The 12,769-nt window shown below is 41.1% G+C and carries 13 protein-coding genes; 5 read left to right on the top strand and 8 right to left on the bottom strand.

Going from position 1 to position 12,769, the window contains the following annotated elements; all coding sequences use genetic code 11:
* Positions 1-516: alcohol dehydrogenase catalytic domain-containing protein (locus tag L6I86_RS35065; protein WP_236293515.1), on the bottom strand; the 516-nt coding region annotated here is incomplete at its 3' end.
* A 580-nt stretch (positions 517-1,096) separates the two neighbouring features.
* On the opposite strand from L6I86_RS35065, the gene L6I86_RS35070 reads away from it, so the two are divergent.
* Genes L6I86_RS35070 through L6I86_RS35080 form a run of 3 tightly spaced genes read left to right on the top strand, consistent with a single transcriptional unit; the run spans position 1,097 to position 4,735 of the window.
* Positions 1,097-2,521 (top strand): spore germination protein, encoded by a 1,425-nt coding sequence (locus tag L6I86_RS35070; RefSeq protein WP_236293518.1) that lies wholly within the window; start codon positions 1,097-1,099, stop codon positions 2,519-2,521.
* Between the two features lie 4 nt (positions 2,522-2,525).
* Positions 2,526-3,647 (top strand): GerAB/ArcD/ProY family transporter, encoded by a 1,122-nt coding sequence (locus tag L6I86_RS35075; RefSeq protein WP_236293520.1) that lies wholly within the window; start codon positions 2,526-2,528, stop codon positions 3,645-3,647.
* A complete protein-coding gene (locus tag L6I86_RS35080; protein WP_236293522.1) occupies positions 3,644-4,735 on the top strand; it encodes a Ger(x)C family spore germination protein in 1,092 nt (363 codons plus the stop codon). The genes L6I86_RS35075 and L6I86_RS35080 overlap by 4 nt, the downstream gene beginning before the upstream one ends.
* A gap of 370 nt (positions 4,736-5,105) precedes the next feature.
* Here the strand turns inward: L6I86_RS35080 and L6I86_RS35085 are convergent, their stop codons facing one another.
* Together L6I86_RS35085 and L6I86_RS35090 are read right to left on the bottom strand one after the other, a co-directional pair.
* Positions 5,106-5,729, bottom strand: a complete 624-nt coding sequence (locus tag L6I86_RS35085; protein ID WP_236293524.1) for a hypothetical protein — start codon at positions 5,727-5,729, stop codon at positions 5,106-5,108.
* 1,228 nt (positions 5,730-6,957) lie between these two features.
* A complete protein-coding gene (locus L6I86_RS35090) occupies positions 6,958-7,596 on the bottom strand; it encodes an FMN-dependent NADH-azoreductase (RefSeq protein WP_236293526.1) in 639 nt (212 codons plus the stop codon).
* 129 nt (positions 7,597-7,725) lie between these two features.
* Between L6I86_RS35090 and L6I86_RS35095 the strand changes: the two genes are divergently transcribed.
* On the top strand, positions 7,726-8,085 hold the full coding sequence (locus tag L6I86_RS35095) for a winged helix-turn-helix transcriptional regulator (protein WP_236293528.1): 360 nt from the start codon (positions 7,726-7,728) through the stop codon (positions 8,083-8,085).
* A 230-nt stretch (positions 8,086-8,315) separates the two neighbouring features.
* Here the strand turns inward: L6I86_RS35095 and L6I86_RS35100 are convergent, their stop codons facing one another.
* Positions 8,316-8,786, bottom strand: coding sequence for a DinB family protein (locus L6I86_RS35100; protein ID WP_236293529.1), 471 nt, complete (start codon positions 8,784-8,786; stop codon positions 8,316-8,318).
* Positions 8,787-9,387: 601 nt separating this feature from the next.
* Here L6I86_RS35100 and L6I86_RS35105 point away from each other — a divergent pair.
* A complete protein-coding gene (locus L6I86_RS35105) occupies positions 9,388-9,771 on the top strand; it encodes a hypothetical protein (RefSeq protein WP_236293530.1) in 384 nt (127 codons plus the stop codon).
* Between the two features lie 155 nt (positions 9,772-9,926).
* Here L6I86_RS35105 and L6I86_RS35110 read toward each other — a convergent pair whose 3' ends face one another.
* The 4 genes from L6I86_RS35110 to L6I86_RS35125 all read right to left on the bottom strand — a co-directional run bounded on the left by L6I86_RS35110 (position 9,927) and on the right by L6I86_RS35125 (position 12,421).
* Entirely contained in the window at positions 9,927-10,202 is a 276-nt protein-coding gene (locus L6I86_RS35110) for a hypothetical protein (RefSeq protein WP_236293531.1), read from the bottom strand.
* A 251-nt stretch (positions 10,203-10,453) separates the two neighbouring features.
* On the bottom strand, positions 10,454-11,455 hold the full coding sequence (locus tag L6I86_RS35115; protein WP_236293532.1) for a type I glyceraldehyde-3-phosphate dehydrogenase: 1,002 nt from the start codon (positions 11,453-11,455) through the stop codon (positions 10,454-10,456).
* Between the two features lie 38 nt (positions 11,456-11,493).
* A complete protein-coding gene (locus L6I86_RS35120) occupies positions 11,494-12,057 on the bottom strand; it encodes an NADPH-dependent FMN reductase (protein WP_236293533.1) in 564 nt (187 codons plus the stop codon).
* Positions 12,058-12,196: 139 nt separating this feature from the next.
* Positions 12,197-12,421: a DUF896 domain-containing protein gene (locus tag L6I86_RS35125; RefSeq protein ID WP_028553225.1), complete on the bottom strand. Its 225-nt coding sequence runs from the start codon at positions 12,419-12,421 to the stop codon at positions 12,197-12,199.
* Positions 12,422-12,769: the final 348 nt, after the last annotated feature.

Genomic DNA, 12,769 nt, shown 5'->3' on the forward strand with positions numbered 1-12,769 from the left:
ACTCCAATAGGCTGTAGGTACAATGTCAGATAGAAAGAGGAGCTTTTCATCTTCCATTTCAGCATCCTCAGGCACTTTAAAAGGAACGAAGTTCCCATATGGAACACGGAGAAGCTCAGCTTGTCCGCCTGCATACCCGCCAAAAGTTTCGGAATACCCCAAATAACCGCCTGTATCACCATGTAAAAAATCATTCGAATGGTCACATTGGCTTTCCAGTTGATGTGTACAATACCAGCAATGACCGCAGGCAACATTAAAGGGAAGAATGACACGGTCTCCCTTTTTCACTTTAGTCACATCTTTACCAACCTCTTCGATAATCCCCATTGGTTCATGTCCAATTATGAAATCCTTAGGGGTGTTAGGAATTTCTCCGTTATAAAGATGAAGGTCCGAGCCACATATCGTCGTTGTTGTGATGCGGACAAGGATATCATCCGATTTCTGTATTGTTGCGTCAGGAACTTCTTTAACTTTCACATCTTTTAACCCTTGGTAGGTTACAGCTTTCATTTAATTACTCCCTTGTTTAATTCTATGTGTTCTTGTTTGCTGACTTGTCCACAGTCGTTCATTTTGATAGTCACCTTTTGCTCCTCCACCACTTTGTTATTGAAAGCAAGCATTTATGGTAATCTGTGCGGATTACTTCATTTCTATCCCAAAAGCACCAAGTTCAAGAGTAATAAAAAAAGTGAGCAGAAGCCCTTCAAAGTAATAGGGTTCTGTTCACTTTTTTCTAGCTTAGCATATACCAAAAGTGGAAAACAATGTATAAACAAAGAATATTAAGGTAAACGTTAATACCGAAAGCAATCTTTTAAGTATCCTACCAGTTAGTTGAGAAAAGGCAGTCGATCCACTGGCCAATTAAAAGTCTCCGGCCTGAGCCGTCGGGAATGTAATTAGCGATTACATTTTCATAGCGAACATCCACTAGATAAATTCCAACGGTACATTCAAAGAACCGACCGCCTCGTCGCTTGGATTATTGTGTCATCATTTTTTCGAAGATTTCCAATCGTTCGTTTAAACCGCGATCCAAAAAGGAATAATAAAGAAAATCACAACGCACTGATTCAGGAGGTGAAAGATGACAGCAATCTCATTGGAAGCTTTAGAGCATCACCTCGCCCTTATGGAGGATGTAGAGATAATTGATCGAGAGACTACCGACGGTCTTCGCTTGACATTTATTTATCTTGGAACCCTAGTCGATCAGGAACGTCTTAACGAATCGATTTTGGAGCCGCTCTTTCGCTCATTCCGAGTTTCGGTGGAAAAGAGCCTGACAACCGCCAAAATAACACGCTTATCCAATTTGGAGCAAGCCCTCCAGTATCTCTTGAAGGGTTCAGTGCTAGTTCTCGACTCATACAGCGGGCGATGGCATGCTATTTTGCTCCCCAACTTGCTCAGCCGGTCCATCGAAACATCAGAGACGGAAACAATAATGTTCGGCCCAAAAGACAGTTTCAGCGAGCAGCTGGAGCAAAACATCTTGCTGATTAGAAGAAGACTTCCTTTAACAGCGCTCAAAACAGAGAGATACTCCGTCGGCTCCTTAACCCAAACAACCGTAGTCCTTATGTACATCGACGGGCTAATCAATCCAGAATTTGTAACGGTCGCGAAAAATAAGCTTTCCAGCATCGACTTCGATATGTTTTTGGACTCTTCACATGTTGCAGCGTTTATGGAAGACCATTATCACAGCATCTTTCCTCAATATCTTCAGACCGATCGACCGGATTCCTGTGCGTATTCACTAGGCATCGGAAAATTGGTCATTTTCGTCAATAACACTCCTTTCGCCTTAGTCGCTCCGATTACGCTGTTTCACTTGTTTCAGTCCCCGGAGGATTATATAAACCGCTGGTTAGTAGCTAGTTTTTTGAGGCCGTTACGCTATCTCAGTTTCCTTCTTTCCATTACTCTAATTCCAATTTACGTGGCATTAACGACTCATCATTATCAAATGCTTCCCCTGCAAATTTTATATGTAATCATCGAGTCTCGTAGCAAACTGCCGCTATCCCCCTTCTGGGAAGCGTTTATTATTCTTATTACGCTAGAAATTATCAAGGAAGCCAGCCTAAGAATGCCGACCAAAACGAGCCAAAACTTGGGGGTAATTGGAGGAATCGTTATAGGACAAGCTGCAGTAGAAGCCGGATTCGCAAGCAAAGTGCTAATCGTATTGGCAGGCATTTCGGCGATTTCCACTTTTCTCGTTCCAAACTATCTGGTCACCAAATCCAGTTTACTGCTTCAATTCATATTCTTGATTCTCGCGACCTATTTAGGTGTTCCCGGTATCTTGCTGGGACTCGTCGGCATGTTAGCCCATCTGAACGGGCTTACGTCCTTGAACCAGCCCTACTTGGCGCCGGTATCTCCGTTTTATTGGAGAGATTGGGTCGATTTTTTCATCCGAGGGCCGTTACACGCTATGCGCATTCGTCCTGAAGCATTGCGTCCTTTGAACAAGTATCGTATGAACCGAAGGAGTAAATGAACCCATGCAAGCTATATCGCTGTTTCGAAAAACCTCACATCAAGAAAGTGGTTTTTACGCGCTCTTCCTCACCAATAGGATTCAAATGCTTTATTTCATGATTGTCATGCCCTCAGCCCTCGTTCAACCGTATATGTTATTGGCGATTGTAGCAATGGGCATAGCCTCCCAATTTTGCCTATATATGCTGTCCAAGTGGTTCGCAACCCCCTACTCTGCCCAAGGGTACCAGGGTTTTGAAAGATTATTCGGAAAAACAGGCATTAAAATTTTAGCTTTGGCAAGCTTGCCGCTCCTTTTACTCAAGATCTCTTTCATTTCAGTCAGTTATGCCGATATCATGCACCAATTTGTTTTTCCTTCTATGGACCGAGAATGGCACATTGTGTTTCCTTTTATCCTTAGCTGCTATTTGGCGCTGTCTGGAATGGAAAACATGGTACGGTTCGTAACTATCGTGTTCATTGGAACGATTTGGATCTTCTTTTTGTATATTCCGTTTTTTTGGGTGCAATCAAATTCGCTTCACGATCTATACCCACTCATTCCGATTGGCCCAGAGCCGTTTGCATGGAAATCACTACTGCTCGTTTTTTCGTCGTTATCCGGACCTGAATTTTTAATCGCTATTACATACTGGCTGAATCCGCAACGGAAAATGCTAAAATATTTGACGATCGCTAACGCCATCTCGGTCGGCGAGTATCTCTTTATTTCCATTGCTTCCTTGCTCTTCTATGGCTCTAAATACTTGCCAACCATCAAATACCCGAACGTGGAGATGGGGCGATACCTGCAATCTCCTGTATTCGAAAGGGTCGATATTATCCTGATCTCGGCATATATGTTCAGCTTCCTTTACTCGATCGCCTTGTTCGTATTAATGATATATGGCGCATCTCGTTTACTAGGCAAGACGAAGACAAGCACTACGCGTATTGGACTGATCGTTAGCGGCTGTGCGGTGATGGCCGTCACTCTTCCGATCAGTAAATGGTTTTGGGAGCCCGGGCTCGAACAGGCCTTTTGGCTCGACTTGCAGATGTGGGCAGGATCCGCCACTTATTTGTTATCACCTCTCCTCATCTGGATCGCGATCAAGCGCAAAGCCAGGACAACTTCATGAAACGCTTCGTACGAGCAACGCTTGTGCTGCTATCGTTTTCTTTGTTGACATTCGCATGCGGTTGTGTTCCCTTACCAGAAAACAATATGATCGAAGAAATCACGCCGATCATTTTCTGGTCCGTACAGGGTGGAGGAGAAGAAAACGGAAAGATAACAATCAGCACGCTCGTCCCTCCTCTTATCAAGGTGAAGAAGCGAGTACTTACCCTTAAGGTCTCTTTATTGAATGAAGGCAATAAGGGGTTTAATTTAACCTATTATAACGAACTGAAAGCCGGTCAAATCCGCTTGCTGTTCGTGGACGAAGCTTTTGCGAAACGTGGACTGACCCGTCTTATCAATACCGTCCTGACCGATCCGAACATTTCGCAACGGCTGTACTTAGTCATCACGAAAGGCAACTTTAATGAATTCCTCGCCAAACACTTGGATGACGCAGATAATATCGATTATTACCTTTATCGCATGTTCAAACATTACGAGAAGAAAAAACAAGGCGAAATTACTGTCGTCAATTTGCACCAGTTTATGAAAATGCTGTACTCTCAGGTTTCCGATCCCCAGCTACCAGTATTTCGCGCGGAAGGCGAACAGTTCCTGTACGAAGGCACAGCATTTTTCGACCGGGACAGTATGGTTGCGGAGATACGTGGAAAGGACGATCAAATCAACCAATTGTTGTATAGGGACAGATTCGTACGATATTTAGTCCTTCCTGACCTCGCGGTTACACTAGGGCATATTCGCGCGCATACCCGTATGAAACTAACCCCGGATTTATCATCCCTGACCATCGAAATCGACGTGAAGGGAAGAATTGATGAATTGAATTCGCTCGCAAGAATCGAGGATAACTTCCAATATGCCGCTCTCACACAAAAAATCGAACGGTACTTGGAAGAGAAAGTCATCCGCTTGGTATCCCAAATGCAAAAATTGCAGATTGACCCCCTTCAAATCGGGGCGTTGACTGCTAAACCATTCTCCAAACCAATAACCAGAGATACATGGGATCGGCATTGGTCTACTATGAAGATTAATGTAAGAGTACGGCTACATTTAGAGCCTCTGACGAAGGTGAAATAGTAAGTTGGAATCTTGTTTAAATGAGCTCGGCTTGTCACTGAATCTGGGGCTTCAATGCTTGCATTTGCTGTGCTTCACGATGTCTAAACTACACGTAAAGCGCGCGAGCTCAGAACTTCAAACAAGTTTTCAACGCTTATATACGAATTATGGTCGTATGTCCGCTATAGGATTGTTTCGATGTATAGTATATTACCATATTTTTACTATTATGTTTTGCTAAACTCCCGTTAGGTGAGCGAAAGGCTGCCGATCGTGTCGGCAGCCTCCCATTGTTCATATTAAATAAACGTTATCCGATAGTTGAATGGCTGGGCTTGATTTTCTTTCACAGCGATCAAATCTGATGATTCATTGGGATAATCCATTGTTAAAATGCTGTTGGTCCGCCATCTCCTCTTGGAGCAATTTTCGTTATATTGACAAGCTTCTTATCGAACTTAGCATAGATAGCTTGAACTTGCTCATCAGTAAAAGCACCTTTTATTTCAATACGTTGCTTATCTCGAAAATAACCACCTTCGTAGTACATATCGTTTGGCTTAATTGTATTGAAGATAAATTTTGATACTTCGTTACTCATTTCACTCATTTCTAAAGTTGTTTGAGAGATTCTAGACTTAACGAACTTCACTTTTGCACCAAGCTTTTCTTCCAATTCTTTACGAATAGCTTTCATTTCTTCCGCATCTTCTTTGAGTACCACAAATACTACCTGAAGATTATCATTGTCCCAGTACCAATCTAATTGTTCCATATATTTCAATCGATCTGCATCTGTCATTGTCTCACTGCTTTGATTTTCTTTAAGAAAATACTTTTCAACAACACCTTCAACAACTGGATGTACTTCTCTTTGAAAAGCAGCTACTTGATCATTCTCAGCTTTCGTAACCTTCTCATTGGTAAGCTGTGCGCTAGTCAATGCAATTGCAGTTGCAGTTGCAGTTGCTACCAATACTACCGAAACAACTCTTATCATTCGACTTTTCATTCCATATTCCCCTTTTTTCTAGATGCCTTATATAGACGTTCTGTTTGTAGAGAATGTTTCGTTCACCTTTATGGAAATTGGAGGGGTATCTCTTTAGTTTGTTAAATTATCCTGCCCTTTAGTTTAATAGAAAAAGGGAGCATCTGCCGCAGCAAACTGCTCCCTGATCATTGAACTCTCATTATCCGTTAGATTAATAAGGAATACAAGTAGCTTATGAATATTTTAATCAGCAAAATAACCAAAACAGCGATCCATCCAAAAAAGAACAGACCTAAACACGCACTAAGCATTTGTTTCCCGAAACTTCTTTTTTCATCTGAGATCTTTATTGTTAATAGAAAACCTATGAATATTAGAAAGAAAAAGGTCCAAAAGATGCTCTTGAATAAACAGATGGCTCCCCCGAATAAAAACGAAGCTAATATAAAATATAAAATCGATATTTTCTTATTCATTTTTCACCTTTAATGTTTTTATTCACGTCATTATCTTGCTCACAATGGTAGGCGATCGTGTGTTATTGCCGTCATGTAGTGATTGATCTATCGTGTCCCATTAGCTGAATCCCTTAAGTTATTAATTCACAATTCAAATAATAACATTACTATTTCTTTTCTTTTACGAAAACTCCAATGTCAAGAAATAATACTTCTGTTTGTTTATTTATTTGCTTTTTACTACGGGCAATAGCAATACCAGGAAAGTATTCTTCAGTAGATGAACGTCTAAATTCTCCATATTGGGTGTATATGCTGAGTGTTGATTCATTTACTGAATCTATGTTAGTTGGGGATATTTTATTAACATAGCAATTGTAGAAAATACAGTGCCAATAAAAATAATCACAATGAATATTCTTTTGGCTTCCGCTTTATTCATTGGATCAGCCTCCTAAATTACATACATTCCAAGTTCATCTCTTTAAAGTTCTTATCTAAATGATACCATAAATTGAAACTATACTGCCCGTTACTTCAATAAAAAGGGAGCAGCTGCCGGTCCCGCGGCAAACTGCCCCTTACTTTAAACAATCGTTCTGCGTTAGCGCAATAAAAAGCCTATTGAAATACTTCAACAGCCTTTTTATTATTTGGGAAATATACGCAACCTGATTTCCTGTGGATAATGGGGGCTCCCCCGAAAGTAATCGAAATCAGCTTCGCAGCATTACTTCACTTTTGCTGGATTTGCTTTTATGGATTCGGGTTTGAGAACGGTCCCCCGATTAGAAACATTTGGCAACTTCCTTAGCATGTGCAATTGCTTTTTCTTTAATAGCTGGAGCTTGCTCTTGTGATTTTAATGCCGTTCCTTCAACAAAAATCGCCTCAATAGATTGAATCCCATAGAACTGTAAAACCTTATTCAGATAGCTGTATCCCATTTCAAGTGGAGCTAAAGGACCTTCCGAATAAACAGAACCACTAGCTTGAATGTGTAAGACTTTCTTACCGGTCAACAGACCTTCAGGGCCATTTTCGGTATATCTAAAAGTCTTACCCGGAATTGAAGTCGCATCAGTGTATGCTTTCAAAACCGGTGGGATCGTGAAATTCCACATCGGTGAAACATATACGTACTTATCAGCAGCCACGAATTGATCAACAATCGCTTCAAGACAAGCCACTTTTGACTTCTCAGCATCAGTCAGTTGATCGAAAGATGAACCCGACCGAAGCTTTTCCCAACCTCTTAAAACATCAGCATCAAATTGCGGAATATTCTCTTTGTAGAGATCCAAATGAACAACTTCATCTCTCGGATTTGCCTCGCGGTACGCTTCGATAAACTCTTTGCCTACCGCGAGACTATACGATGATTGAGGATCGAGAGGGTGTGCGGTGATGTACAATACGGTTGCCATGAATCAAAACTTCCCTTCTGTAATCAGTTATACTTTCAAGGATAATCATATTATATATACTTACTTATTTTAAGTACGCACATTAATGTGGTATAGTATTAAAAAAGGTACTGTAATGGAGGCCTACGTATGCAAAAGAACCCTGTCCAATGTCAATTCGTTGTGGCGCTGGATTCGATCGTCGGCAAATGGAAGCCGATTATCCTTTATCATTTGCTTCAAGGTAAACCTTTGCGGTTCAATGAGCTAAGAAGATTGCTGCCCGATATCACTCAAAGGATGCTTACGCTCCATCTGCGCGAATTGGAAGAGGAAGAGCTCGTTAAACGAGTTATTTATCCGCAAATCCCGCCGAAAGTAGAATACTCCATCACGGAATACGGCATGAGCCTGTCTCCGATTTTGGAAACTTTACATCAATGGGGAGTGGCCCATGTTGAGCGAAAGCAGCTCAAAAAGGAGAAAAATGAACAAACAGAAACGGACTAGCGTTCGACATTACGCTAGTCCGTTTCATTCTGCTCCGAGTCACAATATAACGAAAGTGATTACGAGGCATGTCCGGCAGCGCGGCCTGCCAGATCATAAAGAAGATCGATAAATCCGAACTATCCTGCCCGGTACTTGAAAAGAGGCAACCAATCCACCTGGACCGTCTGCCTCTTCATATTGTTATTAAGCTAGAGTTCCTCGTTAGCTCAATCTTTCTTTCTTAAACTTCAATCCCAAACCTTTGGCCGCTTTAATCCGGCTAATCTTAAATAATCTAAAAGTTGACCTGAATGGACTGCTTCATGGTATGCAATTCTCATAAGCATGTCGCCTAATGATCGAATGTACCCTACGTCTTTTCTATCAATCTGGATTCTTGTTAAATCCTCTGGTGTATAGGATTTTACTGTATTCATAAATTCATTCCGATAGGGTTCTGAAAAGTTGAGTTCCTCTTTGAGTGTTGTAAAAGTACGAGTCTCATAAGGGGATTCATAAGCGTTTAGACTTCCTTCATTCAACAAGGCAAGATGATAATAATGTTCACTATCCAGGACATGGCGGATCATCTCTTTTATGCTCATTGCTTCTAAATCCGGTCTCCAGTCAAAAAACTCATGCGGAATACTTCCCCAAATAATCATGCTTCTACGCCTAACCTCACTCAAATTCTGAACTATAGCTTCTATTGCGTTCATAGCTGCTTCCTTTCGACTTCAATTTATTGATACATTATATCAGAACTTACGTTCGCAATGAAAGACCGACCTCCCCCCCATTAGATAGATGTGACGAAGGAATGAGAGGGCTATTGACCCGTTGAGACATGGGAGTGAAAATCGCTAAGGGCAACGTGGAGAATACGTGCAGCATTTGGAATGAATTGGGTGATTCAACTACACCTCTGTTCCCGCACGCCTATTTAACAAACGCCATAATACATATCACTATCTTTTCTTTCATCATCGATATTTAGTGGATGAAATCCTGCGAATAGACGAGCTTGCGTGAGTAAATTAAATCATTCTGAGGGAGTTCAACAAAACACAGATACCTTCAAGTGCATCTGTGTTTTCCTTATGTCCCTTCACTCTATTAATCAGTGATCAAATCATACCTTTTTTTAAATTGTATCTAAAGTACCAATCTTGATAAAATTTCATTACAAAAATATCATCAATGCTTTTCTTACTTTAAAAGTTTTCCGTTAACAACGCTATTATATTTTTTAGTTGGAACTGATATTTGCCGTTTCTTAATTCTCATACTCTTCATACTATATTTCGGGGGTGATAAATTATGGCAAATCCTGTTACCATAGGTTCCAATTGTATTGCACAAGTAGGAAGTCAATTTTTTCTAATAGCTGAAATTGAAGCGAAAACGACGGGGGTAGAAATAGACCCGCTATTCGCGATTAGAACGACTGCTGAACAAGCACGCCGTCTAATACGTGCGGGTGTAATGCGTTGCAAAATTCAAAATACTGTACCAAGACCAACTCGCGGAAAAGATGTTGAGCTCAAAGGAGTACTGTTCGCCAATGGGCGGATCTTTTCAGTATTCGACGTTGAGAACTCTACCGACGAAGCAGTGCTCGTTAGAATAAATGTGGCTCAAGCACAAAGACTGATTAGTATGGGGGTACGCATTATTAAAGTAATTCGCCGTCCTTTTAATTGAGTCTGACAACTAATTTCTCGAAGAGAGCACTTGAACTAATGGTGCTTTCTTTTTATTATCCTTGTTCAATTAAACTGCCCGTTACTTTAATAAGCAAGAGAGGAGCTGCCGAAGCAAGCCCCTCAACTATAGTCCGCCGTTAGTTCAATATAATATTATTGATTTTGGATAGACATTTTTATTTGTTTCATATGATATCCATCCGTATCATGCGTTATAACTTTTATTAAGTTACTGTTGGATTCAATCACCCATACAGTATCTTTATCAATTTGTACTGTAGAAATCTGCTGAGTCGTTGGTTGACCAGGTATACCTTGAACTGTCACCACGTTATTGCTAATAGGAACCACTATTTTATTTACTGCCCATATTGTTAAAACTGTAAGCCAAATCATAATAAAGAGTGCATAGCCCTTTTTCTGCGACATGTCTTCCTCCTTCGTTTTCCCTAAAATTGGTAATTAGTATATTAGACGTTCTAAAAGTCATTTAAGTTTCGCTAATCTGCCCGGGAGCGCAATGTTCTTGTTACCGATAATTTCTAGAAAGGAAACAAGAGCTCAGCCGTATCCACGTCCCTGTATGACGAGAAAAGATGCATCTTAGAATGTATTGGCTGTCGCCTTTGGCTTCGCTCATACGTTCAAAGATGCATCCAATTCATTATCAATCGTCTAGCTTAAGATTTTGCAACAAGATAAGAGGCTACCTCAGCCAACCGTGAAGCATAACCCCATTCGTTGTCGTACCAAGTAGCGACAGACAATAGTTCACCTTGTACTTGGGTTAAAGGCAAATCAATAATCGAAGAATGGGGATCAGCTACGATACGGGACGAGGCCCATTCCCCTTCCAAAACATCAAGAACGCCCTTTAATTCGCCTTCTCTCGCAGCTTCTCGAAATATATCGTTAATCTCTTGAACGGTGCATCGTTTTTCCGTTATCAAATTAAGTTCTGCGATGCTCCCGGTACGGGTCGGAATCCGATAGGCTTTGCCTGTGATTTGCAGGTCATTCCAAATGAATTTCAGAGCTTTGGCTGCACCTGAAGATGACGGAATGATGTTCTCGGCAGCTGCCCATGAATCCCTGCGGTCCTTCATCGGCTGATCCGTCAACGATTGCGTGTTCGTATACGAGTGTACCGTGGAGAATAAACCGTATTGAATGCCATAGTTTTCTCTGACCAATTTGACTACCGGTGCAAGCGCATTGGTCGTACAACTCGCCATACTAATGATTTTATGCTTTTCCGGATCGAAGCTTTCTAAGTTAATTCCTTTAAGAAGTACTGCGTCGCAATCTTCTAAGGTTTTGCTCGGACCGCTTACAAGCACCCTTTTGGCGCCTCGCTCCAAATGCAGTTCAGCTACTGATCGCGTAACGGCTCGTCCGGTACAATCAATGACCAATTCAACGCCTAACGCACCCCAGTTCGGCAATTCAGCGGCCGAATTCAAATAACGAATCTCCCGGTCGCCGATTATGATTACGCCTTCTTGAGCAGATACTTTCTCATGCCAACGCTTGTAATTTGTATCCACTTCAAAAAGTGCGGCAAGCGTAGCTTCGTCTTTAATATCCGAGATGGAAAAGGGGACAAACAAATTTTGTTGCAACGCCGCCCGAAGGAGCTGTCTTCCGATACGTCCAAATCCAAAAAGCGCAATTTCACCCATAATAGCCTCCATATATATTAGTTTAGATATTATCCTTACTACTCATTAAGCCGTTGTACCTGATTAATCCATTGCAAAAATGATTGCACATAGCGCTGCAAATATTTGCGAGTCGTATCATCCGTGAGCTTACGAGTGTCTGAATCAATCTTGTCCATGATTTGAGAAATATACATTTTTTGAGCCGGCATCACATAGGACAGGGTGGCATCCAACGTTTGCCTGATTTGCTGTTGCGAAAGAATTGTCCCTTTTGCGCCAGGTGTTGCGCCTATCACACCTGCAGGCTTATGAATTAAGACGGCTGTTTTGGTAGGTGTCGATGCCCAGTCCAGTGCATTTTTTAGTACTCCCGGTATACCTGAGTTGTACTCCGGGCTAACAATGAGAATGCCATCTGTCTTTTCAATCGCCTCGCGATAATGCTTAACTGGATCTGGCCCTTCTTCATGATCCAAATCCGCATTATAGAGGGGAAGATTAGCAATCGATATGTATTCATATTCCGCGGAATCTACAAGTTCTGGAATCGAATTCGCAATCATTTGATTAAAAGAGCTTTCCCTCAAACTTCCTACAATAATCCCTATTCTTTTTGACATCAGCCAACCTCCAGAATTCATTCTCATACTATGCGTGGGAAAACATTAGTTTAGGTGCCACGGATATTAACCTGGTTGGTTGCCAACCGCGAAACTGTCTTAATTTACATATTCTTAAAATTAAGATATATAACAAAAATTATTGATCATTAGCTGCTTTTTTATCAATAAGCTTTTTAGGCGTAACATCGTTCCCAAATCCATCCATAACAGACACATTCAGAAGCGTTGTTAATAGTTGCCCGCGTAAAATTTGTAAATACTGCGTCCGAAGCGCTGCTTGTTCCGCTTTCTCAGTATCAGATAGACCTGAACTGCGCTCAATTCTGCTAAGTTCATTAATACGGTTCAAAATTGGAATCATTCTCATTACCTCCTTGAAGTCGTCTAAATAATATCTTAAAATCATATATCTTAATTTAAAGATATATGATTTTAAGATAACTGTCAATAACTTGTTTTCAATTAAGTTTATTTCCCGTTCAGTGATCAAGAGCTTCCTTTGATGTTAGGCAGCTCGAAAATTAATCGTCCCCCATTGATATAGCGATCTAGTATAGATTCAAATCGTGTGCCGGCTGCCGTTTTATTGTGATTTAACTAACGTTCTTCGTCCCTCAGTTTTAAGGGTTTATCTCACGTAAACTCATTCATTCGCAGGATTTCATCACCTTGAAATATAGTAATCTTAAGAATACTAGGTTGTTGAGAC

The sequence above is a fragment of the Paenibacillus allorhizoplanae genome, from assembly GCF_927798215.1.
GTDB lineage: Bacteria > Bacillota > Bacilli > Paenibacillales > NBRC-103111 > Paenibacillus_E > Paenibacillus_E allorhizoplanae.

Excerpts from the sequence above, each read along its gene's own strand:
- L6I86_RS35075 (WP_236293520.1), top strand. The coding sequence starts at position 2,526 with ATGCAAGCTATATCGCTGTTTCGAAAAACCTCACATCAAGAAAGTGGT.
- L6I86_RS35110 (WP_236293531.1), bottom strand. The coding sequence starts at position 10,202 with ATGTCGCAGAAAAAGGGCTATGCACTCTTTATTATGATTTGGCTTACA.
- L6I86_RS35120 (WP_236293533.1), bottom strand. The coding sequence starts at position 12,057 with ATGTCAAAAAGAATAGGGATTATTGTAGGAAGTTTGAGGGAAAGCTCT.
- L6I86_RS35095 (WP_236293528.1), top strand. The coding sequence starts at position 7,726 with ATGCAAAAGAACCCTGTCCAATGTCAATTCGTTGTGGCGCTGGATTCG.
- L6I86_RS35070 (WP_236293518.1), top strand. The coding sequence starts at position 1,097 with ATGACAGCAATCTCATTGGAAGCTTTAGAGCATCACCTCGCCCTTATG.
- L6I86_RS35100 (WP_236293529.1), bottom strand. The coding sequence starts at position 8,786 with ATGAACGCAATAGAAGCTATAGTTCAGAATTTGAGTGAGGTTAGGCGT.
- L6I86_RS35080 (WP_236293522.1), top strand. The coding sequence starts at position 3,644 with ATGAAACGCTTCGTACGAGCAACGCTTGTGCTGCTATCGTTTTCTTTG.
- L6I86_RS35125 (WP_028553225.1), bottom strand. The coding sequence starts at position 12,421 with ATGATTCCAATTTTGAACCGTATTAATGAACTTAGCAGAATTGAGCGC.
- L6I86_RS35115 (WP_236293532.1), bottom strand. The coding sequence starts at position 11,455 with ATGGGTGAAATTGCGCTTTTTGGATTTGGACGTATCGGAAGACAGCTC.
- L6I86_RS35085 (WP_236293524.1), bottom strand. The coding sequence starts at position 5,729 with ATGAAAAGTCGAATGATAAGAGTTGTTTCGGTAGTATTGGTAGCAACT.
- L6I86_RS35105 (WP_236293530.1), top strand. The coding sequence starts at position 9,388 with ATGGCAAATCCTGTTACCATAGGTTCCAATTGTATTGCACAAGTAGGA.
- L6I86_RS35090 (WP_236293526.1), bottom strand. The coding sequence starts at position 7,596 with ATGGCAACCGTATTGTACATCACCGCACACCCTCTCGATCCTCAATCA.